General features: G+C 61.8%; 21 protein-coding genes. 9 read left to right on the top strand and 12 right to left on the bottom strand.

Annotated features, from left to right (window positions below; translation table 11 throughout):
- Positions 1–53: 53 nt before the first annotated feature.
- The gene (locus EWV35_RS11040; protein ID WP_129661833.1) at positions 54–2,102 is read right to left on the bottom strand and encodes a family 16 glycosylhydrolase; all 2,049 of its coding nucleotides are present in this window, start codon (positions 2,100–2,102) and stop codon (positions 54–56) included.
- A 271-nt stretch (positions 2,103–2,373) separates the two neighbouring features.
- On the opposite strand from EWV35_RS11040, the gene EWV35_RS11035 reads away from it, so the two are divergent.
- Complete coding sequence (locus EWV35_RS11035; protein ID WP_129661831.1) at positions 2,374–3,312, top strand: alpha/beta hydrolase; 939 nt, start codon at positions 2,374–2,376, stop codon at positions 3,310–3,312.
- Between the two features lie 20 nt (positions 3,313–3,332).
- Here the strand turns inward: EWV35_RS11035 and EWV35_RS11030 are convergent, their stop codons facing one another.
- The 4 genes from EWV35_RS11030 to EWV35_RS11015 all read right to left on the bottom strand — a co-directional run bounded on the left by EWV35_RS11030 (position 3,333) and on the right by EWV35_RS11015 (position 7,226).
- Positions 3,333–3,968, bottom strand: coding sequence for a DUF1345 domain-containing protein (locus EWV35_RS11030; RefSeq protein WP_129661829.1), 636 nt, complete (start codon positions 3,966–3,968; stop codon positions 3,333–3,335).
- Positions 3,969–4,018: 50 nt separating this feature from the next.
- Complete coding sequence (locus EWV35_RS11025; protein ID WP_129661827.1) at positions 4,019–5,359, bottom strand: APC family permease; 1,341 nt, start codon at positions 5,357–5,359, stop codon at positions 4,019–4,021.
- 153 nt (positions 5,360–5,512) lie between these two features.
- Entirely contained in the window at positions 5,513–6,898 is a 1,386-nt protein-coding gene (locus EWV35_RS11020; protein ID WP_129661825.1) for an MFS transporter, read from the bottom strand.
- A 127-nt stretch (positions 6,899–7,025) separates the two neighbouring features.
- The gene (locus EWV35_RS11015; protein ID WP_129661823.1) at positions 7,026–7,226 is read right to left on the bottom strand and encodes a hypothetical protein; all 201 of its coding nucleotides are present in this window, start codon (positions 7,224–7,226) and stop codon (positions 7,026–7,028) included.
- Between the two features lie 26 nt (positions 7,227–7,252).
- On the opposite strand from EWV35_RS11015, the gene EWV35_RS11010 reads away from it, so the two are divergent.
- From EWV35_RS11010 to EWV35_RS10980, 7 genes are all read left to right on the top strand, one after another.
- On the top strand, positions 7,253–8,806 hold the full coding sequence (locus EWV35_RS11010; RefSeq protein WP_129661821.1) for a fumarylacetoacetate hydrolase family protein: 1,554 nt from the start codon (positions 7,253–7,255) through the stop codon (positions 8,804–8,806).
- Positions 8,803–9,513 carry a GntR family transcriptional regulator gene (locus tag EWV35_RS11005; RefSeq protein ID WP_129661819.1) on the top strand — a complete coding sequence of 237 codons (711 nt, stop codon included), beginning with the start codon at positions 8,803–8,805 and terminating at the stop codon, positions 9,511–9,513. Before EWV35_RS11010 ends, EWV35_RS11005 begins: the two co-directional genes overlap by 4 nt.
- A 14-nt stretch (positions 9,514–9,527) precedes the next feature.
- Positions 9,528–11,042, top strand: coding sequence for a 5-carboxymethyl-2-hydroxymuconate semialdehyde dehydrogenase (hpaE, locus tag EWV35_RS11000; RefSeq protein WP_129661817.1), 1,515 nt, complete (start codon positions 9,528–9,530; stop codon positions 11,040–11,042).
- A 93-nt stretch (positions 11,043–11,135) separates the two neighbouring features.
- Positions 11,136–12,245 carry a 3,4-dihydroxyphenylacetate 2,3-dioxygenase gene (gene hpaD / locus EWV35_RS10995; RefSeq protein WP_129661815.1) on the top strand — a complete coding sequence of 370 codons (1,110 nt, stop codon included), beginning with the start codon at positions 11,136–11,138 and terminating at the stop codon, positions 12,243–12,245.
- A 104-nt stretch (positions 12,246–12,349) separates the two neighbouring features.
- Positions 12,350–13,135, top strand: a complete 786-nt coding sequence (gene hpaH / locus EWV35_RS10990; protein WP_129661813.1) for a 2-oxo-hept-4-ene-1,7-dioate hydratase — start codon at positions 12,350–12,352, stop codon at positions 13,133–13,135.
- A complete protein-coding gene (locus EWV35_RS10985) occupies positions 13,120–13,899 on the top strand; it encodes an HpcH/HpaI aldolase family protein (RefSeq protein WP_129661811.1) in 780 nt (259 codons plus the stop codon). Before hpaH ends, EWV35_RS10985 begins: the two co-directional genes overlap by 16 nt.
- A 527-nt stretch (positions 13,900–14,426) precedes the next feature.
- Complete coding sequence (locus EWV35_RS10980) at positions 14,427–16,283, top strand: S8 family peptidase (RefSeq protein WP_238654424.1); 1,857 nt, start codon at positions 14,427–14,429, stop codon at positions 16,281–16,283.
- Between the two features lie 163 nt (positions 16,284–16,446).
- Here the strand turns inward: EWV35_RS10980 and EWV35_RS10975 are convergent, their stop codons facing one another.
- The 7 genes from EWV35_RS10975 to EWV35_RS10945 form a co-directional block, all read right to left on the bottom strand.
- A complete protein-coding gene (locus EWV35_RS10975) occupies positions 16,447–17,475 on the bottom strand; it encodes an LLM class flavin-dependent oxidoreductase (protein WP_129661809.1) in 1,029 nt (342 codons plus the stop codon).
- Positions 17,476–17,564: 89 nt separating this feature from the next.
- Positions 17,565–18,902 (bottom strand): MFS transporter, encoded by a 1,338-nt coding sequence (locus EWV35_RS10970; protein WP_129661807.1) that lies wholly within the window; start codon positions 18,900–18,902, stop codon positions 17,565–17,567.
- Between the two features lie 37 nt (positions 18,903–18,939).
- The gene (locus EWV35_RS10965) at positions 18,940–19,395 is read right to left on the bottom strand and encodes a MaoC family dehydratase (RefSeq protein WP_129661805.1); all 456 of its coding nucleotides are present in this window, start codon (positions 19,393–19,395) and stop codon (positions 18,940–18,942) included.
- 43 nt (positions 19,396–19,438) lie between these two features.
- Entirely contained in the window at positions 19,439–20,944 is a 1,506-nt protein-coding gene (locus tag EWV35_RS10960; protein ID WP_129661803.1) for an acyl-CoA synthetase, read from the bottom strand.
- A 31-nt stretch (positions 20,945–20,975) separates the two neighbouring features.
- Positions 20,976–22,181 (bottom strand): acyl-CoA dehydrogenase family protein, encoded by a 1,206-nt coding sequence (locus EWV35_RS10955; RefSeq protein ID WP_129661801.1) that lies wholly within the window; start codon positions 22,179–22,181, stop codon positions 20,976–20,978.
- Between the two features lies 1 nt (position 22,182).
- Positions 22,183–23,094, bottom strand: a complete 912-nt coding sequence (locus tag EWV35_RS10950; RefSeq protein WP_129661799.1) for an amidohydrolase family protein — start codon at positions 23,092–23,094, stop codon at positions 22,183–22,185.
- Between the two features lie 2 nt (positions 23,095–23,096).
- Positions 23,097–24,020, bottom strand: a complete 924-nt coding sequence (locus EWV35_RS10945) for an SDR family NAD(P)-dependent oxidoreductase (RefSeq protein ID WP_129661797.1) — start codon at positions 24,018–24,020, stop codon at positions 23,097–23,099.
- A gap of 92 nt (positions 24,021–24,112) precedes the next feature.
- Here EWV35_RS10945 and EWV35_RS10940 point away from each other — a divergent pair, with 92 nt between their 5' ends.
- Positions 24,113–24,637, top strand: a complete 525-nt coding sequence (locus EWV35_RS10940) for a MarR family winged helix-turn-helix transcriptional regulator (protein WP_129661795.1) — start codon at positions 24,113–24,115, stop codon at positions 24,635–24,637.
- Positions 24,638–24,856 lie beyond the last annotated feature (219 nt).

The raw sequence follows: 24,856 nt of genomic DNA, 5'->3' as shown, positions 1-24,856 counted from the left end.
ATGAGCAGGCGGCCAGGAGCCTCGAGTTCCTGGCCGCCTTGTTCTTGCCTGCCCTATCTGCGCTCGGCCGTGATCGGGCGGTCCTTGTGCCAAGTCACGGTTCCGTGCTGGAACGTTTGCCGGACACCGCCGTCGCCCGTGGGGGACTCTTCACCGGTCGGGTAACCGAGCCAACCGTTTTCCCAACCGGAGCCGGCCCAATAGGACTTGATCGCACCGCCGGTGGCATGTGCGCCCGTGCTCGGCGACCAGTGGATCTGGCCCCCATCGAAGACCTGGGAGGCTCCATTCCTGAGCTTCTGCTCGCCGGTACGGGGGTATCCGAGTTTTCCGGATTCCCACTGATATTGACCGTATCGCCCGAGGATCGCGCCGGTGACAGGGTGTACCGCGCCCGTGCGAGCGTCCCAGAAGAGGGTTCCGTTCTGGAAAGTTTGGGATGCCCCGCCTCCTGCGAGGCCCGTGAACTCATCGCTGGTCGGATATCCGAGCCAACCGTTCTCCCAGCCCTGACCTGCCCAGTACGCCTGAATGGCCCCGCCGCTCGCGTGTCCGCCCGTGCTGGGCGACCAGTGGACCTGACCGCCTTGGAAGCTTTGCGACGCGCCACCCTTCAGCTGGCGTTCGTCCGATGTGGGCAGGCCGAGCAGGCCGCCCGCCGCACCGTGGGCTTCAAAGGACCCCTTGATGCCACCACGGACGGGGTGAGCCCCCGTGGCCTCGGACCAGTAGACCAAACCGTTCTCGAAAGTCTGGACCCTGGACCCCGGTACTTCTGCATCGCGTTCACCCGTCACCGGTGCTCCGAGCCAAGCGGATTCTTTCCACTTGGACTTGATGGCGCCGGTCGGGAAGACATCCTCGCGGGGTGACATGCGAATGTAGTCGACCTTGTCCACTCGTGCAGGGAACGGCCGGTCGGAGCGGGGCGGGTTGATCCAGCTGGTGTCGGTCGGGAAAGCCAGCGAATCGATGATCGCCTGATAGGGGTTCTCGTTCAGGGTCGCGCGGAACTCCTCGTCGCTCATCCCTACCGTGGAACTCGTGGTTTCGGGGGTTTGACCCCAGCTGGAGGGAACCAGCTGACCGTCCAGGTAATACCGGATCGCGTACCCGTCCCACGTCATTTTGAAGTTGTGCCAAGCGCCTGCGATCTGGGTATCGAGCTTGTGGGCATCGCGCTTGGTCCCGCTTCCTCCGTCCTCTTGTTTGGTGCACGAGATGTGTGAGGTGTTGGTCGTGTAGGAGTGCTGGCTGAACACCTCCATGGTGTCCAGCTCCGAAATGGCCGATTTCTCGATCCCTGCTTGCGTGCAATACGGCTGGTTGTTGCGGATCCATGCCGCGAAGTGGAGACCATCGACAACGTCATCCGACATTCGCGCTCGAACGTCCATCTCGAAGGGTGCGTTGTAAATGAAGTCCGTATTGATCCGGCCCGAGGTGTATACCGTTCGGGTTCCGCTGGGACACACGGCACCGCCCGGACTGACGGTTTGGGTCGAAGGCTCCTGCGAACCGGCCAGGCAGTGGCGCTCGGTCCTGATCTCAAGGTTTCCGTCCTTGACCGAAACATTTTCCGGCGTGTACACGGTGTTGCCGTTGTTTCCGAGGTTCGCAGCACGGGTCGTGTAGACCGACCATTGGCTGGATGGCAGCGTGGAGGGGTCGTTGAACTCATCCCCGGACTCGAGGGAATAGGAGGGGCGATCTCGATACGTCGCCTCCCACCGTGTGGTACCGGTCAGGACGGTCGTCGATCCCGCCGATTTGGCAGTTACCGTGATGGGGGCGCCGGGGGCTATGCCCTCATCCTGGGTGTAGGTGCCGGGTTTGGCGTAGGGTAGGCCCTCTTTGGTGATGTTCTTGCCGGCTACGTCGATGTAGTAGCGGACCCCGGCGTCTGACGGGATATAAACGGTTCGAGCGATTTCGTTGAACGTCGGTCCCTTGGGGGTGACTTCGGTGGCAGCGGCGGTAACCGACTCGACGGCTTGGGCAGGAGCGGATACTGCAGGAGCCGGACCGTATGACAGGGTGATGGCAAGGACCGCTGCGACGCTTATGCGCGTGATCCTCCTCGACAGTGGGGAGAAATTCATTGTGGACTCTTCACAGTTTGGCCGTTGAGGCGGAAAAACCTGGGTACTACCAGTGAAGATACCTCAAATTTTGATTTGTCCGGTCTATGCCGGAAAGTTAACGTTGGTAATCGGTCAATGATGTGTATATCGAAGTTACGCCGACGTGTAGCTTCTATTTGCAGGGTCGTGTTCGGAGACATCGTGAGGGCACGTCGCGAAGGGATTTCGAGGGCCAGTTCGCTGAATTTTTGTGGAAAGGACCCTAGTGGCGGTCGACCAGCCTGTGACTATGTGGAGAGTGCGAACCGGAAGAACCATAGTTGTTTTCGTGGTGGTTCTGCTGCTCGTCTCGTGCACAGCTCATTCATCCGACGAGCCCCCACATCTGAGTGTTCAGAATTCCGTCGTGGCGTTGGCCGAACAGCCCGTGGCGGAAAGAAGCGGGCAGCAGGTTGAACGGATCAATTACCCTGTGCAGGGGCAGGCAGATCCATCCCAGAACTGGGGCGACTTGTATCTACCGGGCGGGATTCACAAAGAAAAGACGGTTCCCATGGTCGTTCTCGTCCATGGAGGGGCGTGGCATCATTCCATTGGCGCGGACAAATTCAGCAAGTATGCCCGAGCAATTGCGGCTCGTGGTGTGGCGGTCTACAACATCGAGTACCGACGCGTCGGTTCCGGCGGGGGCTGGCCGACGACCTTCACCGACGTCTCCTCGGCCCTGGATTACGTACCGCAATTGATGAACAATCACGCGGAGCTGTCCGGACGGTCGGAAGTGGTCGGACACAGCGCCGGAGCCCAACTGGCCGTTTGGGCGAGTACCCGCGGCGCCGGTCGCGGGGATCGATTGGGCGGACGGCCGAAGTACCGGCCGGATCGGATTGTCTCTCTGTCCGGACCTCTGGACATGACCTACGCGTCCAAGAGAAGTGGCGAGGACATGTACAACGCATTGGGCGGTCCCCCGTCTCGGGTAGCCGCCCGGTATGCAGAGGTCGATCCCATACAGAATATCGATACGGGAATTCCCGTGGCCGCGGTTCACGGCACCGCTGACTCGGTGGTCGCCTGGCAGAATTCGCAACGGTACATCCAGGCGGTTCAGCAGGCCGGTGGCCTTGCGGGCCTTCATTTGATGTCCGGAGATACTCACGGCTCATTCCTCAAGCCCGGGAGCGCACATTACAACGACGTCCTGGATATCATCACCCAAGGCATGTGAGGTCCGGCGGGCCATCGATCCTATGTGAAGATCCCGGACACGAGGCTCACGCCCGTCGCCAGAATCACGGTACCGAAAACGAAGGACAGCAGCCCGTGGCGCAGCACGATGGCGCGAAGTCTGCTCGTCAGTACTCCGACGTCGGTGGTTCCATAGGTCATGCCGACCATGAAACTGAAGTAGAGAAAGTCGACGTAACAGGGTTTCCCGGGCTCCCCGAAATCCAGGCCCCCTGCCTTGTCGCCGCTGAAATAGAAATGGGCGTACTGGGTCGCGTACATCACGTGGAGCATCGCCCAAGAGAGAAAAACCCCGGCCAAGCCTATGAGGGCGGCGAGGGAACCGCGGCCCGAATCGTCGATGACCATGACCATGACCATTCCTACCATGCTGACGACCGCGGCGATGGTGATCAGGAGCTCTTCCAACACCGGGTTGTACTGCTCGCGCAGTGAATGCCGTTGTGTCTCGTCCGCGTCCATGGGCCACAGGATGGCCCCATTGAGCGTCACGAAAGCCAGTGCCACGACGGTCAGGCCCACCAGGACTCCCCATTTCACGTCCGCGCCGAGCGTCGTGAAGAACGCCGTCAGAACCCCCAGCACCAGGGAATACAGGAGGCGTATGTGGGCGGAGAGCGGAAGGAGCCTGCGCATGGCCTCACCCTATAAGAGGTGCAATCTCGCGGATATCCCCAAGCGGACTTCTAGATGTCCGACATTTCCGGTGGAGCCTTCCTGAAGCCTCGGGTGATGAACCCCAGCACGACGACGCCGAGGCAGAACCAGACGATGCCGACCGTGAGCGCATGGACGTCGAGCTGCGTGATGAGGAAAACGCTGATGATCGCCCCGATGATGGGGAGCAAGACGTAGGCAATGACGTTGTGGTGCCTGCCCTGACGCCGTTGCCTGAAGAAGTAGAAGATCACCGAGACGTTCACTGCGGTGAAGGCAATGAAGGCGCCGAAGTTGATGAACGACGTCGACGTCGCGACGTCCATCAGCATTCCGCCCAGGCCGATCACCCCGGTGATCACGATGTTGATGACCGGGGTGTGGAACTTGCTGTTGAGCCGGCCGAAGATCTTTTTCGGGAGCGTGCCGTCGCGGCCCATCGCGTAGAGCAAGCGCGAGGCGCTGGCTTGTGCCGCTATACCGGATGCGAATTGGGCGATCACGAGCCCGGCAAGGAAAATCGCCGCAAAGAGGGAGCCGCCGATCTGCAGGGCGACGTCGCTCGCGGCCGAGTCGGGATCAGGGAAATTGCCGCCGGGGTGGACCAGCTGCGTGGCGTAGGAGACCACGACGAAGATCGCTCCGCCGATCAGGGCAATCAGGAGGATCGCCCGAGGCATGTTCTTCTTCGGCTCGATCGTTTCTTCGGTGAGAGTTGTGATCGCGTCAAAGCCCAGGAACGAGTACGCCGCGATGGCTGCTCCGCTGGTGATCGCGGTAATGCTGGTAGTCGAGTTCACGAACGGTTGCACGCTGAGCAATGAACCTGCGCCCCGGTCTGAGACGACCGAAGCGATGCACAGTGCCACGAAGAAAAGAATGACCAACATCTGAAAGGCCATCAGAAGGAAATTGGCTTTGTCGGCGACCTTGATTCCGAGGATATTGAGCGCGGTCGTGATCGCCATGTACATCACGATCCATATCCCGATCGGCACCGACGGGAACTGCGCCGTCAGGTACGACCCGCCGATGAGCCAAATGACCAGTGGCAAGAAGAGGTAATCCAGCAACATGGTCCAGCCGACCAGGAATCCCGTGCGGGGCTCGATCGAGCGCCGCACATACGTGTACGCGGAACCCGCAACTGGGTGAGCGATTGCCATGCGACCGTAACTGTGGGCGGTGAACATCATGGCCACGAGGGCCACGAGGTACGCGGACGATGCCGCCCCACCCGTCGTCTCGGCGATGACGCCGAAGATGCCCAGAACGATCAAGGGCGCCAAGTAGGCGAGCCCGAAAAGGACAAGCGAAGGAAGGGTGAGGGTTCGCGTCAGGTGTGTGCCTTCGCTGGATGCTGTGCTCATGGGATAACTGCCTTTGTGCCGGGACAACAAACGTGACCTGAGCGATACTAAACCACGCCGTGCAGTCGGACCGCATCGAAGGCCCTGGTCCCACGCGCTCAAAACGCCCCGCTTCTGCTCGGAAAACGGGGCGTTTCGGGGACTCGTCGGGTGTTACTTTTTGGCGAAGACGAGCGGGCTGACCGACTGTTCCTTTTCGCTGCCGTGACCCAGGGGAATGCCCGTGCGGTCCCGGAGCAGGAGCGTGGCGAGCATTCCCAGGACCACCATGATGCACAAGTAGATGGTGATGGAATGAGTACTGCCGGTTGCGTTCAGCAGTGCTTGGGCGATGGTCGGTGCAAAGGCGCCGCCGACGATCGCGCCGATCGCGTACGAGATCGAGACTCCTGAGAACCTCACGGAGGCGGGGAAGAGCTCGGTGTACGTCGCCGACTGCTGGCCGTAGGTGAATCCGAGCCCAATCGTCAGAATGGTCAGGCCCAAGAACAGCATTCCGATGCTTCCGGTGTTGACGATGGGGAAGAGGGCCACAATTCCTGCGAAGAGGAGGATCCAGCCCAGGATGTAGGAGTTGCGTCTACCCATCTTGTCCGACGCCCACCCGGCGATCAGCGTGAAGATCAGCCACGTGACCGCGGATCCGGTGACGGCAAGAAGTACTGGGCCGCGTTCGAACCCGAGGGGACCGTCCGGATTCGTCGCGTAGCTCTGGATGAATCCGCCGGTGGTCATGTATCCGGCGGCGTTGTTGCCCGCGAAGATCAACGCGGCGAAAATGACGAGGACGCCGTGCTTCTTGAACAAGACACCGATGGGGGCCTTGCGCTCGTCCTTGAGCTCAGCGATTTCCGTGAAAACGGGTGATTCTTCCACCCCGTGACGAATCCAGTATCCGATGGCAATGAGCACCACGCTCAGCAGGAACGGAACGCGCCATCCCCATTCCATGAAGGCATCACCCGGGGCGATGGCTGACATGAGGCTCAGCATTCCCGACGCCATGAGCAGTCCGAGGGGGACGCCGATCTGCGGCGAGGAGCCGTAGAGGCCGCGGCGATCCACGGGCGCATGTTCCACGGCCATCAAGGCAGCTCCGCCCCATTCGCCACCTGCGGAGACGCCTTGGAGCAGGCGCAGAAGGATCAACAGAATGGGGGCGGCGACGCCAATGCTCGCGTGCGTCGGAAGAACTCCGATCAATGTGGTCGAGGCGCCCATTCCGATCAGGGTGACCATCAGAACTCGCTTGCGGCCCCACTTGTCGCCCAAGTGACCGGCGATGAATGCGCCGAGAGGTCGGAAGAGAAAGCTGAGGCCCACGCTCATGAAGGACACGATCACGGAGGCTTGCGGGCCCAGTGGTCCGAAGAACAGTTTGCCGAAGACCAGTCCGGCGGCCGAGGCGTAGAGGAAGAAGTCGTACCACTCGATGCTCGTTCCGATCACCGTTCCGGCAATCACACGACGTTGTTCCTTGGCTTGCTCGACGGTGCGCAGTGCGGCCGTGGTTGTGGTTGGGTCATGTTGGGCCGTCATCTCAGACTCCTTTGTCTTACGGTGCGGGGTTGGTGCGGCACTGAGTGTCAGCGTGGTAATCCGGGAGGTAATGTGATCCAGGATACGAAGTATATGATTTCGTATGATATACGATCCCATCATCGGGTCAAGGTGAGACGTCGATGACGTCGAGTTCTCGCGCTGGCGGTTCCGGGTGGGTGATCGATTGGGTGGTGGTTTTGTGCGGAATGACGCGCTTCTGGTCGTCAATGGCGTCGCCTCTGCCGGGCGTCCCGGCCCCGAATTCCACCGCGAATGTGACGCGGGGTACTTGTTGCCAAATCTGAAATGATATACGATCTGACATGAGTTAAGCGTCAATGAGGAGGCTGGATGTCCACCCCGTATGAGGTCCCCGAGCAGGCGGCGAACCGGCAGAAGAGCGGCGTCGCCGAGGTTCCGGTGCAACCCGGCAAGATCATCGCGGTTCACGTCGCGTACGAGTCGCGCGCTGCACAACGAGGCCGACGTCCCGCGAATCCTTCCTATTTCATGAAACCCGCGAGCTCCCTGGCCGGATCCGGCGCCGAGATCGAGCGTCCGGCAGGAACTGAGCTCTTGGCTTTCGAAGGCGAGATCGCCCTGGTGATCGGCCGGCAAGCGCGCAATGTGGCGCTCGAGGAAGCCTGGAATTACGTCGCCTCGGTCACGGCCTCCAACGATTTCGGTATTTACGATTACCGCGCGGCGGACAAGGGTTCGAACCTTCGGAATAAGGGTCGTGACGGTTATACACCGCTCGGCCCTGACCTGATCGATGCCCGTCAGGTGGATCCGACGGCGCTCCGGGTGCGTACCTGGGTCAACGGAAGCCTGGTCCAAGAAGATGGCACCTCTCGCGATCAGTTGATTTTCCCTCTCGCACAATTTGTCGCCGACCTTTCCCAGCACGTCACGCTCGACCCCGGCGACGTGATCCTGACCGGAACGCCCGCAGGATCGAGCGTTGTGCAGCCAGGTGACGTCGTCGAGGTCGAGGTGGATGCGCCGAGCGCCTCCGGTGCCCCCACCTCCGGGCGGCTGTCGACGCGCATTGTTGAAGGAACAGGACAATTCGACGAGACCCTGGGCGCTCTGCCCTCCGTGGACGACAAGCAGCGCGAAGAAGCTTGGGGCTCCCGCGAAGCGGCCGGACTCCCCGCGCCGGCGGATTCATGTGAACTTCCCGGCGACCTGCGAGAACGACTCGCTGAATTGCCGACCGCGGGCCTCTCGGCCCAACTTCGGCAACGTGGGCTGAACCAGGTCAGCATCGAGGGTGTTCGGCCCTCGATCCCTGGAAGCAAGCTCGTGGGGGTGGCCAAAACCCTGCGGTTCGTCCCTGCCCGCGAGGACCTGTTCACAAAACACGGCGGCGGTTACAACGCTCAGAAGCAGGCGTTCGACGCCGTCGGTCCGGGTGAGGTCATCGTGATCGAAGCGCGCGGAGAATCCGGTTCGGGGACCCTCGGAGACATCCTGGCGCTGCGGGCCAAGAGCCGCGGGGCCGCAGGCGTGGTGACCGACGGTGGGGTTCGTGATTCGGCTGCCGTCCGGGACATCGGTCTACCGGTGTTCTCAACCGCATCCCACCCGGCAGTGCTGGGTCGAAAGCACGTTCCGTGGGAATCCGACGTCGCGGTGGCATGCGGCAACGCGACCGTCTTGCCTGGAGATGTGATCGTGGGGGATGACGACGGAGTCATCGTGATCCCGCAGGATCTGGTCGAAGACGTGGTGTCCGGGGCCGAGGCCAAGGAGACCCAGGACGCCTGGGTTGCAGAACGGGTCGCCGAGGGCAATCCGGTGGACGGTTTGTTCCCGCCGGTCGGACAGTGGAAAGAGCAGTACCAGACATGGCTGTCCTCCCGTGAGGATTCCGCCACTAACCAGGAAGATCGCGCATGATCCAGACCCAGGAGACCCGGGCTCCGTCGAGCGGCTTGAGCAAAGCGCAGCGGGCTTACCAGTGGCTCAAACAGAAGATTTCGCGGCAGGAATTCACCCCGGGATACCGGCTCGTTCTGAGCACCATCGCCCAGCAACTCGATATGTCGGTGGTGCCGGTACGAGAGGCCATTCGGCAGCTCGAGGCGGAAGGGCTGGTAACTTTCCAGCGCAACGTCGGTGCCCAGGTGGCCATGGTCGATGAATCCCGGTACCGCTCGTCGATGGAGACCTTGGGAATTCTGGAAGGTGCGGCAACCGCGCTCGCCGCACCGAACCTCGGCAAGGAGGACCTTCGTCGAGCACGCGAACTCAACGACCGCCTCGCGGCTTCCTTGGACGACTTCGATCCTCATGCATTCACCCAGACCAACCACGAGTTCCACCAAGTTCTCTTCGCCCGGTGCCCCAATGAGCGACTCACCGAATTGGTCAGTGCCGAATGGGAGCGACTGGGTCACTTGCGCGATTCGACGTTCTCCTTCGTTCCCGGGCGTGCTCGCGAATCCGTCGAAGAACACGCCCACGTGCTCGAACTCATCGAGAACGGGGCCAGCAGTGTGGAGATCGAGCGGGCCGCACGCGGACACCGCCAGAACACCCTGACGAGCTACCTGAAGAACAAGCACTCGACCACAGATTCCGAAGACTTCACCACGAATTCCTGATCGAAGGGAGCAATATGACAACCGAAAACACCACATCCACTGCCCAGCCCAAGGATCTCCCGGAGACCATCCGCCACTACATCGGCGGGACATCGGTTGATTCCAAGGACGGCGAGACCTTCGACGTGATCAACCCCGTGACGAACAAGCCGTACATCACGGCCGCCGCGGGCAAGAAAGCCGACATCGACGACGCAGTCGCCGCGGCGAAGAAGGCGTTCGACGAAGGCCCCTGGCCCAAGATGCTCCCTCGGGAACGTGCGCGAATTCTGAACAAGATCGCGGACATCGTCGAGGAACGCGGCGACCAGCTGGCAGAGATGGAGTGCTACGACACGGGCCTGCCGATCACGCAGGCCCTGAGCCAGGGGCGGCGCGCTGCTGAGAATTTCCGTTTCTTCGCGGACCTGATCGTTGCCCAGCACGATGATGCCTTCAAGGTCCCCGGACGCCAGGCCAATTACGTCAATCGCAAGCCCATCGGTGTCGCGGGCCTGATCACGCCGTGGAACACCCCGTTCATGCTGGAATCCTGGAAGCTCGCGCCCGCGATCGCTACGGGCAACACCGTGGTCCTCAAGCCGGCAGAGTTCACCCCGCTTTCGGCTTCGTTGTGGGCAGGAATCTTCGAGGAGGCCGGTCTTCCTGAGGGGGTCTTCAACCTGGTTAATGGTTTCGGCGAAGATGCGGGCGATGCCCTCGTCAAGCACCCGGACGTTCCCCTGATCTCTTTCACGGGCGAGTCCAAGACCGGCCAGTTGATCTTCTCCAACGCTGCACCGTACCTTAAGGGCCTGTCGATGGAGCTGGGCGGTAAGTCGCCAGCGGTCGTCTTCGACGACGCCGATCTGGAAGCCGCGATCAACGCGACCGTCTTCGGCGTGTTTTCCTTGAACGGCGAGCGGTGCACCGCCGGTTCTCGCATTCTCGTGCAGCGCGGCGTCTACGACGAATTCGTCGAGCGCTATGCCGCACAGGCCAAGCGGGTCAAGGTCGGCCTGCCCTCCGAATCCACGACCGAGGTCGGTGCGCTCGTGCACCCGGAGCATTTCGAAAAGGTCATGAGCTATGTGGAACTCGGCAAGTCCGAGGGCCGCTTGGTCGCCGGTGGGGGCCGTCCCGAAGGCTTCGAGGAGGGAAACTTCGTGGCTCCCACGGTATTCGTGGATGTCCCCTCGGACGCGCGGATTTTCCAGGAAGAGATCTTCGGCCCGGTCGTCGCGATCACCCCCTTCGATACCGAGGAAGAGGCTCTGGAGCTGGCCAACAACACCAAGTACGGGCTCGCCGCATACATCTGGACCAACGACCTCAAGCGGGCGCACAACTTCTCTCAGGCCGTCGACGCCGGGATGGTGTGGCTCAACTCCAACAACGTGCGTGACCTTCGCACGCCGTTCGGGGGTGTCAAGGCTTCCGGTCTTGGACACGAAGGCGGTTACCGTTCGATCGATTTCTACACCGACCAGCAGGCCGTTCACATCAACCTCGGTGAAGTGCACAACCCGGTCTTCGGCAAAGCCGAGTGACCCTTTCGGCCGCAGAGCTTGCGGCCGCCCGAATGGCCTGGCACGTGCGCCCGGCCTCCTAACCAACCCATCGATAGAGCAAGGACGCTTGAGATGACAGAAACAGTCGATAACCCGATTCCCGCCCCCTCGGTCCCGGCGCCGGACATCCTTCGTTGCGCGTACATGGAACTGATCGTGACCGATCTGAAGAAGTCCCGCGAATTCTACGTAGACCTCTTGGGCCTTGTCGTGACGGAAGAAGACGACGAGGTGATCTACCTCCGGTCCATGGAGGAGTTCATCCACCACAATCTGATTATCCGTCAGGGTCCGGTGGCCGCGGTGCGCGCGTTCTCCTACCGTGTGCGCACGCCCGAAGACGTGGACAAAGCCGAGGCCTACTTCAAGGAAATGGGCTGCCGTACCGAGCGACGTCGCGACGGCTTCGTCAAAGGCATTGGTGACGCGGTCCGCGTCGAGGACCCCCTCGGTTTTCCGTACGAATTCTTCTACGAGGTCGAGCACGTGGAGCGTCTCGCATGGCGTTACGACCTGTACGGGGCCGGTGCGCTGGTGCGTCTGGATCACTTCAACCAGGTCACGCCGGATGTTCCGCGGGCCTGCCGGTACATGGAAGGCTTGGGATTCAGGATCACCGAGGACATCTCGGATTCGGAAGGCACCGAATACGCCGCGTGGATGCGTCGCAAAGCGACTGTGCACGATACTGCCATGACCGGCGGAAACGGTCCGCGGATGCACCACGTGGCCTTCGCAACCCACGAGAAGCACAACATTCTCTACATCTGCGACAAGATGGGCGCCCTCCGTCTTTCGGACCGGATCGAGCGCGGCCCAGGCCGCCACGGGGTGTCGAATGCGTTCTACCTGTACATCCTTGACCCGGATGACCACCGCATCGAGATCTACACCCAGGACTACTACACCGGCGACCCGGACAACCCCGTGGTCCACTGGGACGTCCACGACAACCAGCGACGTGATTGGTGGGGCAACCCCGTTGTGCCCTCGTGGTACACCGAGGCGTCCTTGGTTCTGGACCTCGACGGCAATCCGCAAGAAGTCCGTGAGCGTGACGACAAGTCGGAGATGGACGTGACGATCGGCGCGGATGGATTCTCCTACACGCGGTCCGACGACGAACAAGGCACTTACCGTGGGCAGGCGTCCAAGGGCTTCAAACTGGGGCACCAAGTCTAAAGAAACTCGCTCCGATGGGCTCCGCCGCCCGCCTATGTTGCCGGCGGCGGCGCCCGTGCACCATCCACGGAATGCATCGATACGGAATGCATTGAAGGAGAGAAATGCTCGAGAACGAACAGCTCACGTCGATCGCGGACGAGCTCGCTTCGGCGGAGGAATCCCGCGGGATGATTCCGCGGCTGACCGCTCGGTTCCCCGATATGACGGTCGAGGATGCGTACGCGGTACAGAACGAATGGCGACGTCGCGGTGAGCAGGCGGGTCGCCGACTCGTCGGCCGCAAGATCGGCCTGACCTCCAAGGTCATGCAACAGGCCACCGGGATTACCGAACCGGATTACGGCACGATCTTCGGCGATCAGGTTTATGAGAACGGTTCGGTGATCGACCACGGTCAGTACTCCAATGTCCGCATCGAGGTCGAGCTCGCATTCGTGCTCAAGGATGACCTTGAGGGTCCTGACGTCACGATCTACGACGTCCTCAGGGCCACTGAATACGTGACTCCGGCTCTGGAGGTTCTGAGTTCGCGCGTCGAGATGGAAGGTCGCACGATCGTCGACACCATCAGCGACAACGCGGCCCTCGGCGCCATGGCCCTGGGCGGTCGCCCGGTGGCCCCCGATGCCGTGGACCTGCGGTGGGTCTCTGCGATGCTGTACCGCAACGAGACGATCGAAGAGACCGGTGTCGCGGCGGCGGTGCTGAACCATCCGGCGGCCGGCGTCGTCTGGCTCGCACGGAAACTCGCCGATCACGGGGATTCGCTCAAGGCGGGGGAGATCATCCTCGCCGGTTCCTTCACTCGCCCGATGTGGGTTGAGAAGGGAGATACCGTTCATGCCGATTACGGAGATTTGGGGTCCATCACATGCCGTTTCGCGTAGAACTTCCGGAAACCTTCGCCAGCGCGCTGGACGCCGCGGACCGGCCCCTTGTGGGCATGTGGGTTTGTTCGGGCTCCCCGGTCGCGGCGGAAATCGCCGGGTGCTCGGGATTGGACTGGGTCCTGCTGGACGGGGAGCATTCTCCGATCGGGCTGGAAACCACCGCTTCGCTGCTCCGAGCACTCGCCGCATATCCGACGACGCCGATGGTTCGAGTCCCCGAGCTGAATCCCGCGCTCATCAAGCAATTCCTCGATCTGGGTGCGCAGAACCTCCTGGTCCCCATGATCGATACCGCCGAGGAAGCGCGGCGGGCCGTCGAAGCCGTTCGATACCCCACGGGCGGGGTGCGCGGCGTCGGCTCGGCCCTGGCCCGGGCCTCTCGCTGGGGAGCCGTTGAGGGGTATCTCGGCAGGGCAGAGGAGACCATCTCGCTCACCGTGCAGATCGAATCCGAGACCGCCGTGGCCAACGCCGAGGAGATCGCGGCGGTCGATGGCGTGGACGCGATTTTCGTGGGCCCGTCCGACCTGGCCGCGTCGATGGGGGTACTGGGGGAGCAGACCCACCCGGACGTCACCGCCGCCGTTCTGTCGGTCTTCGACAAGGTGCGTGCCGCGGGCAAAAGGGTCGGCGTCAACGCGTTCGATCACGAGCAGGCACAGAAATACCTCGACGCCGGTGCGTCATTCGTACTGGTCGGCGCGGATGTTCAACTGCTGACACAGGCCTCTCGGGGGCTGGCGGAGAAGTTCATCGACTAAGGGCCCGCTCTTCGGCCTTTCCGAGCCAACATCGCGGTCCCGCCTTTGAGCACCCATTGCTCCGGGTGATTTGCCTTGAAGACGCGAGAAAGAAACCGTCGAAAACATTCTTGCCGGGATAATGCCCGCATGCTGTGTCCGTAGCGGTGGCTTTGATCGCAGAAGTATTCGCTCGGTGGACGCCCTGGGCCCGCGCCTGGAGTGATTATGCCCCACAGCTGCTCCGCGAGCTCGCGGGTGATCTGGAGTCGTCGCACCAGAGTCGAATACGGACGTCGATTCTGTGTGTTTGGGGGTCGTGCGAGTGTGCCGTTTCCTTCTGCCGCCCGGCCCTCATCGATATCCCGAATTGTGTTTCATTCCGATATAATTCCAAAGCTATTCTTTTGATTTTAACTTTTCTCTGCAAGTGTTGTACTTTTCTTTTTGGACGTGACGAACCTATCTGTCCGTCCGATACCGCTGCGAACCAGTCCGGTATTCCGCAGCGGTTTCGTCATCAGTCATCGCTTAGCTGAGGATAAGAAATGCAAAACTCTGACAAAGTCCCTTTGGACAAGATAAAACGTAGGCGTTCATTCATTGCTGTCCCCGGATTTGCCCGCCGGTGGGCATGCACGCTGACCGCCGCGACCATGATCGCGGGCTCGTTCGGTGCGGCCACGGGGGTGACGACGGCAGCCCGAGCCGTCGACGCCCCTTCGTCCGCGTCCGCGGAGTCGCTGATTGAGGACAGCCGGCTCGACCTGAATCAGGGCGAGGCCGACAGGTTCGTCGTCAAGTACAAAGACGGCTACCACCCGGCCGAGGAGCGTGACCGGATCCTCAGCGACGCGGAACGGTCCACGGGCACGGAAGCGACTGAGATTCGCGAGGGTGCCGACAACCGCTTCGTCGTCGTCACCGAAGAGAAACTGGACCAGCGCGAGTCCGGCGAATTCATCCGCTCCTTGGAGAGCGATGCCGCCGTCGACTACGTCAAGCGGGATTCGCGGGTGACTATTGACGAGGACGCACTGAAGACGTCCGAAATCGCGAAAGCCACCGACGCGCCGAAGACCCCGGGACCAACCGACGACGAGTTCTACACCAGCCTGTGGGGCCTTCACGGCGAGTGGGGTGCGAACGTTCCCGACGTATGGGAGAGGTCTACGGGCAAGGACGTCACCGTGGCGGTGCTGGACACGGGGATAACCGATCACCCGGACCTTCAGGACAACGTGATTCCCGGTTATGACTTCATTTCCGACCCTGGCTCCGCTCGGGATGGTGACGGCAGAGACTCTGACCCTCATGACCAAGGGGACTGGTACGGCGCGAACGAATGCACGGGAGACAACAAACCCAGGAGCTCCTCGTGGCACGGCACGCACGTCGCCGGGACCATAGCCGCCCTACAGAACAACCGCCAGGGGATCTCCGGGGTTGCGCCCCATGCGAAGATCCAGCCTGTGCGTGTTCTGGGCAAATGCGGTGGGTGGACCTCCGACATCGCCGATGCGATCACGTGGGCTTCCGGAGGTAAGGTTCCCGGCGTCCCGATGACCAGTAAGCCCGCTCAGGTCATCAACATGTCTCTGGGTGGCCGCGGACAATGCGGAAGGATCTACCAGGACGCCGTTAACGGGGCCGTTGCACGTGGGACCACTGTGGTCGTCTCCGCAGGGAACAGCACAGCCGATACCGCAGGGTTCTCGCCGGCGAACTGCGAGAACGTTGTGACGGTAGGGGCGAGTGACGCCAAGGGTGAGCTGGCCTACTACTCGAACTTCGGATCTACCGTGGACATCACGGCACCGGGTGGCGACGTGCGAACCCGGGGAGGCGGCATTCTTTCTACGCTCAACTCCGGAACGACGACGCCCGCTGCGCCCGTCTACAGCTGGTACCAGGGAACTTCGATGGCCGCGCCTCATGTCAGTGGGGTTGTTGCGCTGATGAAGTCGGTGGCACCCGAGCTGACGCCAGCTCGCACCAAGGAAGTCCTGAAGTCTTCCGCCAGGCCGATGGGCGTGGCCTGCGAGCGTGGGTGTGGCACCGGGCTGATCGATGCCCAAAAGGCGTTCGATGCCGTTGCGCCTGCCCCGGAGAAGCCCGCACCAAAACCCACTCCGGAGCCCAAGCCGACTCCCGCCCCAGTGGTGCCTGCACCCCCGGCTCCCGCACCTGAAAAGCCGAGTCCAGGACCTCAGCCGGTAAAGCCGACGCCTGTGAAGCCGAAGCCGACGCCTGTGAAGCCGAAGCCGACGCCCGTGAAGCCGAAGCCGACGCCCGTAAAGCCGAAGCCGACGCCAGTGAAGCCCAAGCCGGATAAGCCGTGGTACGCCTCCTGGTGGGAGCGGATCGTCGACTGGTGGAATAACCTGTGGTACCGCCTGAGCTGATCTAGAATCACGCTCTCTCATTCCCTGCGCGTCGAGGCAACGAGTCCGTATCCCGGACGCGGGCCTGCACATCGGGTAATCAGGTTGCCTGATATGCACGCCCCTCGTGTTGCCCGGCGCGCGGGGACCATGAGTTTCGGGTAGGGCGGCCCGTCTCCGGCCGCTAGCGCCACCCCAATGCCGGGGCGACGTGGGTCAGGATCGACTCGATCACGTGGGCGTTGTAATCCACGCCGAGCTGATTCGGCACGGTCAGCAGGAGAGTGTCTGCGGCCTGGATCGCTTCGTCGCCGCGCAACTGCTCAATGAGGGCCTCGGGCTCGTCCGCGTAGGAGCGGCCGAACACGGATCGGGTGCTGTCAATGTACCCGACCTGGTCATCGCGTTCTCCGGTACCCAGGAAATAGCGCCTGTCCTGGTCATTTGTGATCGCGAAGATCGAACGGGAGACGGAAGTGCGAGGCTCGAAGGCGTGGTCGTGCTGGACCCACTCATCTCGGAAGGCATCGATCTGCTTGCGCTGTTGCACGTGGAAGGGCTCGCCCGACTCGTCGTCCTTGAGCGTAGAGGACATGAGGTTCATGCCGTTCTTGGCTGCCCAGCGTGCAGTCGCATCGGATCCGGCGCCCCACCACATGCGTTCGCGGAGCCCTTCGGAATAGGGTTCTACGCGCAGAAGGCCGGGCGGATTCGGGAACATCGGCCGCGGGTTGGGGCGCGCAAACTGTTTGCCCGACACAGCCGCGAGGGCGACCTCGGTGTGCCGGCGTGCCATGTCCGCGTCGGATTCGCCGTCCTCCGGTTCGAAGCCGAAATAGCGCCACCCATCGATGACCTGTTCGGGCGAGCCCCGCGAAATGCCGAGTTGCAGACGTCCGCCGGCGATGAGGTCCGTTGCCCCGGCGTCCTCGGCGAAAGCGAGAGGATTGACGTATCGCATGTCGATCACACCCGTACCGAGCTCTATGCGACTCGTCCTGGCGCCTGCGGCGGCCAAAAGTGGAAAAGGCGAACCCAATTGGCGCGCGAAGTGGTGGACGCGGAAGTAAGCGCCGTCGGCCCCCAGCTCTTCGGCGGCCACGGCCAAGTCGACGCTTTGCACAAGGGCATCGGCCCCGCTCTGAGTGGCCGAAGTGGGATGCGGCGTCCAATGGCCGAAGGAAAGGAAACCGATATTTTTACGAGTGCTCACATTTGGATCAACCGGCCGGCGAGAGTTTCTATTCCGGACTTTCCACCCCGCAGCTCATCACGTGCAAGGGCAATCTGCTTTCACCGGTGTCAGTGCTCGTAGGCCTCCAAATCGTTGTTCTTCGACTCACGGGTCAGAAGAATGAAGAGCCCGGAGACTCCTCCCAAAGCGATCAGGTACCACAGCACCGGTGCGATCTCGCCCTGGGACTTGGCGAAGATCGAGGTGATGATGGTGGGCGTAAAACCCGCCCCGATGAGTGTGGCCAACTGGTAGCCCATGGACGCGCCCGTATACCGCGCTGAGGTTCCGAATTGTTCGGATACGAACGCTGCCAGCGGCCCGTAGATCGCCGCGTGAGAACACAGGCCGACGACCATGGCGAGGAAAATCAACCCAGGGTTGCCCGACGCATACCAGTCGAACATGGGAAAAATCAGCACCAGGTAAATGACGGTTCCCGCGATCATGATCGGCTTGCGTCCCACCACGTCGGAGAGTCGGGCCCAGCCGACCACGCACGGAATGCTGATCACGGAGGCAAGAGCGAAAAGATACAGAACCAGGGAACGATCGGCGCCGTTGTCGACCGCGTACCCGATGGCGAAGATCGAGATCACCGCCTGCAGGGCGAAACCGCCTGCCCCGCCCAGCATTACCAGAATCAGGTTCTTCGGGCGACGGAGAATTTGCCAGATGGGCAGTTTAGGCTTGTCGCCCAGCTTTTCCTCTTCCTCCACCGCTTCCTTGAAAATCGGGGATTCGGAGACTTTGGACCGGATGAAGATTCCGACCGCAAGCAGAACCACGCTCAGCAGGAACGGGATTCTCCATCCCCACTCCAGAAAGGCATCCCCGGTCCAGTGGTTCGCAAGTCCCATCACGGTGGTGCCCAGAGCGGCGCCCATGGGCGCTCCGGCGTTGGTGAAGGAGGCGGCGAAGCCTCGCTTTCCCCCTTTTGCATGTTCGAGGGCCATCAACGCGGCACCTCCCCATTCACCGCCGATTGCGATTCCCTGAAGGACCCTCAAGACGATCAGAATGATCGCACCCCAAGAGCCGATACTTGCCTGGCCGGGTACCAACCCGATCAGCGTCGATGCCGACCCCATGGACAGCATCGACAGTACGAGCATCCTCTTTCGACCGAGACGGTCACCGAAGTGACCGAAGACGGCTCCGCCCAGGGGCCGCGCAATGTAACCCGCGGCGAATGTGCCGGCCGAGGCGATAGCTCCGGCCAGTGGGTCCAAGTTCGTGAAGAAGACATGCGGGAAAACCAACGCTGTCGCCGTCGCGTACAGCAGGAAATCGTAGAACTCGATCGTGCTGCCGATGAAGCTCGACGCAATGACTCTTCGAGCTTCGCGTTGTTTGTCCCTTGTGCCGAGTCGCTCTGCTCGGGCCTCCGAAGCGGTGGTACTCATTTTTCATCTGGCCTCTCTGCTGTCTGACGCCGTGGCATCACGAGTAGAACCTCAAGACGGACCGGGCGACGACGGACGGTTTGGACGCGCCCTCGGACGTCACCGCGTTGTCGATCTCCACCTGGACCCCGCCCTCGATGTCCTTGACCTCCGCGAGAGTCGAGGTCATGGAGACCTGGTCTCCGACTTTGACGGGAGAAGGGAAACGAACCTTCTCCAAGCCGTAGTTGATCTTGGTGGAAACGTCCGTGACGTCGAGGATTTCGGCAAACATCGGCAGGGTGAGGGACAGCGTCAAGAATCCGTGGGCGATCGTCGTCCCGTACGGGCCGTTCTTGGCGCGCTCGGGGTCGACGTGGATGTACTGGTGGTCACCGGTGGCATCCGCGAACGTATTGATCTGCTCCTGGGTGATTCTCTGGGCCTTGCAGGGGCCGAGTTCTTTCCCCACGAGGTCTTTGAGCTCGGCGAGAGTGGTGTTAACGATGGCCATGGTGGTCTCCTGAGGTTGTGCTGTTGTCGTGATCCCGTGGGGATCAGTAGGTCTTGCGCAAAATGTTCTTCTGGATCTTTCCCGTGGTGGTCCGAGGCATCTCTCCGACCACCAGGACTTCGCGGGGGATCTTGTACTTGGCCAGGCGCTTTGCCAAGCGTTCGCGGATTTGGTCCCCGGTGTGGCTTGCCGCGGATTCTAGAACCACGAAGGCCACTCCGGATTCACCCCATCGCTCGTCCTCGACGCCGATCACGGCCGCTTCCGAGACAGCCGGGATGTTGAGCAGGGCGTTCTCCACCTCGGCCGGATATACGTTTTCTCCGCCGGAGATGTACATGTCCTTCATGCGATCGTGCACGCGCAGATAGCCCTCGTCGTCTACGCTTCCGACGTCGCCGGTGTGGTACCAGCCGTCCTGCAGCACCGAGGCGGTTTCCTCCGGCTTTCCCCAATAACCACTCATGAGGTTTGGGCCGTGGGCCCAGATTTCCCCTGCCTCACCGGATGCCACATCCCTGCCGTCCAGATCGACGATGCGCGACTCGGTGAAGAAGTGCTCTTTGCCCGCCGTGCCGGCTTTGACTATGCCGTCTCGCGGATCGAGCATCCTCACGCCAGGGGCCGTCTCGGTCATCCCGAATCCTTGGCTGATGGAGATCCCCTTGGCCGCCCACGTGCGGAACATGCGTTCGGGCAACGGAGCGCCACCGACCATGAGATTTCGCAGCATCGACAAGTCCGCTGCGTCGAACCCTTCTTCGTGGGACAGCGCATCGAGCATCGCCGGAACCATGAACGCCGTGTTCACCCGGTGTTCCGTGAGGGCTTTGAGTGCATCGGCCGCTTTGAACCGTCGATGGATGAGAATCCGTCCGCCCATCATGAACGTGGGGACTGCCAGCATGTTCAAACCAGCGATGTGGAACAGCGGGGCTGCAGAGAGGTTGACGTCGTTCTGCCGAAAGTCTTCCCCGATGAGCGCGTTGAGATATTGGAAGAGCAGGGCCCGGTGACTGAGCATGACTCCTTTGGGTCTTCCGGTGGTCCCCGAGGTGTACATGATCAGGGCCGTATCGTTCTCGTCGAGTGGAATGGCCGCGTCGTCGGTCCCACCGCTGGCGACCAATGGCTCGTACTCACCCTCGTCTACCCCGAACCACGTGATGTCCGGGCCCAGAGGCGTGCGCAATTGGTCCGCACTCTGGGCCTGGTCCTCGCCGTAGAAGACCACCGTGGGCGTGCAATCGCGCAGGATGTATTCGACTTCGGGAGCCGCGAGCCGCGGGTTGATCAGCAGACATGCGGCGTCGATCAGCGTCGCCGCGAAGAAGACTTCCAGCAGTGCCGGGTGGTTGAACCCGGCGTACGCGACGCGGTCGCCCGGGCCGATGCCGAGAGACTTGAGAGCGTTGGCCAGCCGGTTGACCCGCTCAGCGACTTCCGCGTACGTCGTATCGGTTCCCTCGAAGCTGAAGGCGGTATCTTCCCCGCGGATCTTGGCGCGGCGCGCGGGGTACGTTCCGATTCCGTATTCAATGGTGGTCATGAGAACTCCTTCGTCCTGGAGACCGGTGATGCTATTTGTTGGTGCGAGGCAGAAACGAGCCGATGCCGGTCAGCGCGCGCCCCACGATCAGGCTGTTGATCTCGTGCGTCCCTTCGTAGGAGTAAATGGCCTCGGCATCCGCAAAGTACCGGGCGACGTCGGCCTCCAACGTGATTCCGTTTCCGCCGCAGACTTCTCGGGCCAGGGCAACGGTCTCGCGCATGCGCAGACACACGGTCGATTTGGTGAGGGCCGAATGCTCGTCTCGGTAGGTGCCGTTTTCCTGCGCCTCGGACAAGGAAGCGCACAGTGACAGTGCTTGTGCGACGTTGCCTTGCATCCGGGCGAGCTTCTCCTGGACCAGCTGGAAGGACCCTAGCGGTACCCCGAACTGCCGGCGCCGGTCCACGTAACGCAGTGCCGCCTCGAACGCCCCTGCGGCAACGCCGGCTGCGATCCACGCGACGTCCGAACGCATCAGGCGCAGCATCCTCGCCACGTCTTTGAAGGAACGGACGTTCTTCAGGCGCAAGGATTCCTGAACCGACACGTCCTCCAGCGTGATTTCCGCATTCTGCACGATGCGCAATGCGCTTTTTCCGGAGATGGTCTCCATACTGACACCGGGCGCATCGCTGGGAACCAGGAAACCCTTGACCTGGCCATCGGCGTCGTCACGGGCGAAGACCGCCAGCCAATCGGCCTGAGTGGCCGCGCCGATCCACCGTTTGGTCCCGTTGAGTCGCCAGGTCTCGCCCTCGCGCCGGGCGGAGGTGGCCAATCCGCCTGCGACGTCGGAACCGTGCTCGGGCTCGGTGAGGCAGAAGACTCCGAAGCGTTCCCAGGAAGCAATCTTGGGACGCCATTCGGTGACCATCTGATTGTCTCCGCCTTCGAGCACAGCGGTTCGGAACAAACCTGCTTGAGCCGTGTGGAACGTTGCCACCGAGGCGTCTGTTCGCGCCAGTGTGAAGCATCGGAATCCGCGGAACAGGGGGCGGGGGTCGGCGTCGAGGGCCGCCGGTTCCACCAGATCCAGGTCCACGAGCGGTTGCACGATGTCCTGTGGGAAGCGCGCCTGGTCCCATGCCTCGTTGACAAGGGGTGCGATATCGCGCTCGAGGGTTTTCTGAAGGGTCAGGAGGAGCCCGCGTTCGCTATCGTTCAGCGAGGCGGAGACTCCCAGCGGGTCGGACAGCGGAAAAAGCGTCCGAGTCGGATCTGCGGTCATTGACATCTCAAGCCTCCTGCCCGGGGTTCTCGCGCGGCGTCAATCCCAGAAGGCGAGCCGCATTGTTCTTGAGGATGTCCTCGCGGATGTCCTCGCGGAATTCCCGTTTCTCGAAGGCTTTGAGCCAAGCATCGGGTTGGATAAGGGGGTAGTCGGTGCCGAAAAGTACGCGGTCCGGAAAGAATCGGTTGGTGGCCCGGACGAGGGATTCCGGGAAATACTTCGGCGACCAGCCGGACAGGTCGATATGAACATTGGTCTTGTGCGTGGCAATTGAGTTGGCTTCCTCCTGCCATGGAACCGACGGATGGGCCATGATCACGTCGAGATCGGGAAAATCCGCTGCGACGTCGTCCAACAACATCGGATGGGACAGTCGCGCTTTGACTCCGCCGCCCCCACGCATGCCTGCGCCGATACCGTTCTGGCCTGTATGGAAGAGCGCCGGGACGCCGAGCTCCGTGATCGCGGACCACAGAGGATAGAAGCTCTCATCCGAAGGATCGAAGTCCTGGAGCGAGGGATGGAATTTGAAGCCCATGACACCGCGGTCGTGCACGAGCGTGCGGGCCCGCTCTATTGCTGCTTCACCCTTGCGGGGGTCCACCGAGCCGAAGGGGATCAGAACGTCAGCGTGGTCCGCGGCCTGCTCAGCGATTTCTTCGGAGCTGATGGGGGCGTGATGAAGTGCGGTTTCCGCATCAACGGTGAATACCACGGCCGCCATGCCCCAATCCCTGTACCTCCGGGCGATGGTCTCCAGACGCGGAGTACGGTCCCCGGACCTGAAGTACTTTTCCGAGGCAGCGATGAATTCCCGTGGCATCGACTGGTGTCCGTGAGAGTCTTCCTCGATATGGGTATGGATGTCGATGGCCGAGACGTGTGCGGGGTCCACGGCGCATTCGTAGCGAGACATGATCAGCTCTCCTCGGGTCGGAGGTCTTCGGGCAAAGGCAGAAACTCTTCGCCGACGGGCTGGCGGTGTGCACTGACTAGTGTCGGAAGGTCCTTGGCCAGATCGTCGTAATTCCAGCCGCCGTCGTGGTACTCGGTGGCCTCTGGCAGCGGGTGCGTCCACACCTGCAACCGGTCACCGCCGATGCCTAGTACCTGGCCGGTCTCGCCCAGATCCCCGCCGACGAGGTACGCCACCAGGCCGGCGACGTCCTCCGCGGTGCCGAACCCTAGGTCATGGCGGAAGAACGCGGGCATCGGGCGCTGCCGATCCTCGGCCTCGATGGCTTTCTGGAAATAGGGGACGGTGCGGGTCATGGCGGTCGAGGCCACAGGTATTGCGGCATTGATCTGCACGCCGGCTTTCTTCATTTCCAGGGCCCAGGTTCGGACCATGCCGATGATGCCTGCTTTGGCGGCGGCGTAATTCGTTTGGCCGAAGTTGCCGCGCTGACCGGTTGGAGAGCCGATGCAGACGATGGAACCTTGGACACCGTTTTCCTTGAAGTGTCGGTAGGTCTCTCGAACGCAGGTAAACGTTCCGCGCAGGTGAACTTGAATCACGGAGTCGAAGTCGTCGTCGCTCATTTTGAGGACAGATTTGTCCCGGAGTATTCCGGCGTTGGTCACCAGTCCGTCCAGACGGCCGAAGGCCTTGAGTGAGGCAGCGACCAACAGCCTGGCGGCGTCGGTGGTGCCCACCGGTACGGCGCACGCGACGGCTTTCCCGCCCTCTTCCCGAATGCGGGAAACAGCAGTGTCCGCAACGTTCTGGTCCACATCGTTGACGACCACGCTGGCCCCCTCGCGTGCGATCTCACGAGCGTAGGCCAAGCCCAGCCCGGCTCCCGCTCCGGTCACGATGATGGCTTTGTCCTGCAACGTCATATCCACTCCTCATGTGATTTGGCTGACATCTGCAGTCACCTAAACGCAATTAGTTGAAAAAGTCAATCATTGGTTCGTTCTATGATGTCCTCATGAACAAGCGACGTGATGTGCAACGAACGGACGGTGAACCCCGACATGGAGGGCAGACGCCCCTGGAATCCACCGAAATCGCGGGCGACGCAGTATTTCTGCTGGAGAAGCTGGGCGCGATCGGCACCCTCGATGCGAATCGCGAGCTGAAGGACTTTGGCTTGAACGCGAGATCGTTCAGCGTTCTCAGCCTCGCCGGGGAAAATGAAGCACCAACACAGAAGGCATTGGCTGAGATGCTCACGCTGGATCCCAGTCAGATCGTGGCTTTGGTCGACCGTTTGGAGAGCGAGGGGCTGGTGGAGCGCGTTCCCGACGCCCGGGACCGGCGCATTCGGCGCATTCGGGCCACGGCGCAGGGGGATGCGGTGCGCAAGGGTGCGCGGGCGCAGGTCCTTCGTGCCCAGGAGCGGACCCTCGGCCAGTTGGATGCCAAAGAGGTCCAGCAGCTGGTCGGTTTATTGGGGAAGGCCCTCTTCGGTCGCGACCAGGGTATCCGGATGTCTGTCGTCGATTCCGCCTGAGTGTCCGAGGGCTCGCTCCTCGGACCGCAGGCCCGTCTCGGATTCTCGCTTCTGGGCGCTCATCTTTTACAGCGCCGTAACATGATCGCCTTCACAGTATTCCAAATCACATGTACTCTTGCTGAGAACGTAAACGAACCATGTTCGTTAAATGGACTCACGAGATGCCTTCGCCGGCCGTCGATACACGTTGGGACGTGGCGCGAAGAGAAAAGAGAA

It is taken from the genome of Rothia uropygialis (assembly GCF_004137765.1).
Classification (GTDB): Bacteria; Actinomycetota; Actinomycetes; order Actinomycetales; family Micrococcaceae; genus Rothia.
Note: the sequence above shows the minus strand (reverse complement) of the source record. Positions and strands in the feature narration are given on the sequence as shown.

Bases quoted from the DNA above. Each gene is read 5' to 3' on its own strand.
- EWV35_RS10945 (WP_129661797.1), bottom strand. From the start codon at position 24,020: ATGACGTTGCAGGACAAAGCCATCATCGTGACCGGAGCGGGAGCCGGG.
- EWV35_RS10960 (WP_129661803.1), bottom strand. From the start codon at position 20,944: ATGACCACCATTGAATACGGAATCGGAACGTACCCCGCGCGCCGCGCC.
- EWV35_RS11005 (WP_129661819.1), top strand. From the start codon at position 8,803: ATGATCCAGACCCAGGAGACCCGGGCTCCGTCGAGCGGCTTGAGCAAA.
- EWV35_RS11040 (WP_129661833.1), bottom strand. From the start codon at position 2,102: ATGAATTTCTCCCCACTGTCGAGGAGGATCACGCGCATAAGCGTCGCA.
- hpaH (WP_129661813.1), top strand. From the start codon at position 12,350: ATGCTCGAGAACGAACAGCTCACGTCGATCGCGGACGAGCTCGCTTCG.
- EWV35_RS10955 (WP_129661801.1), bottom strand. From the start codon at position 22,181: ATGTCAATGACCGCAGATCCGACTCGGACGCTTTTTCCGCTGTCCGAC.
- EWV35_RS11015 (WP_129661823.1), bottom strand. From the start codon at position 7,226: ATGTCAGATCGTATATCATTTCAGATTTGGCAACAAGTACCCCGCGTC.
- EWV35_RS11025 (WP_129661827.1), bottom strand. From the start codon at position 5,359: ATGAGCACAGCATCCAGCGAAGGCACACACCTGACGCGAACCCTCACC.
- EWV35_RS11020 (WP_129661825.1), bottom strand. From the start codon at position 6,898: ATGACGGCCCAACATGACCCAACCACAACCACGGCCGCACTGCGCACC.
- hpaE (WP_129661817.1), top strand. From the start codon at position 9,528: ATGACAACCGAAAACACCACATCCACTGCCCAGCCCAAGGATCTCCCG.
- hpaD (WP_129661815.1), top strand. From the start codon at position 11,136: ATGACAGAAACAGTCGATAACCCGATTCCCGCCCCCTCGGTCCCGGCG.
- EWV35_RS10985 (WP_129661811.1), top strand. From the start codon at position 13,120: ATGCCGTTTCGCGTAGAACTTCCGGAAACCTTCGCCAGCGCGCTGGAC.
- EWV35_RS10950 (WP_129661799.1), bottom strand. From the start codon at position 23,094: ATGTCTCGCTACGAATGCGCCGTGGACCCCGCACACGTCTCGGCCATC.
- EWV35_RS10970 (WP_129661807.1), bottom strand. From the start codon at position 18,902: ATGAGTACCACCGCTTCGGAGGCCCGAGCAGAGCGACTCGGCACAAGG.
- EWV35_RS10940 (WP_129661795.1), top strand. From the start codon at position 24,113: ATGAACAAGCGACGTGATGTGCAACGAACGGACGGTGAACCCCGACAT.
- EWV35_RS11010 (WP_129661821.1), top strand. From the start codon at position 7,253: ATGTCCACCCCGTATGAGGTCCCCGAGCAGGCGGCGAACCGGCAGAAG.
- EWV35_RS11030 (WP_129661829.1), bottom strand. From the start codon at position 3,968: ATGCGCAGGCTCCTTCCGCTCTCCGCCCACATACGCCTCCTGTATTCC.
- EWV35_RS11035 (WP_129661831.1), top strand. From the start codon at position 2,374: ATGTGGAGAGTGCGAACCGGAAGAACCATAGTTGTTTTCGTGGTGGTT.
- EWV35_RS10965 (WP_129661805.1), bottom strand. From the start codon at position 19,395: ATGGCCATCGTTAACACCACTCTCGCCGAGCTCAAAGACCTCGTGGGG.
- EWV35_RS10980 (WP_238654424.1), top strand. From the start codon at position 14,427: ATGCAAAACTCTGACAAAGTCCCTTTGGACAAGATAAAACGTAGGCGT.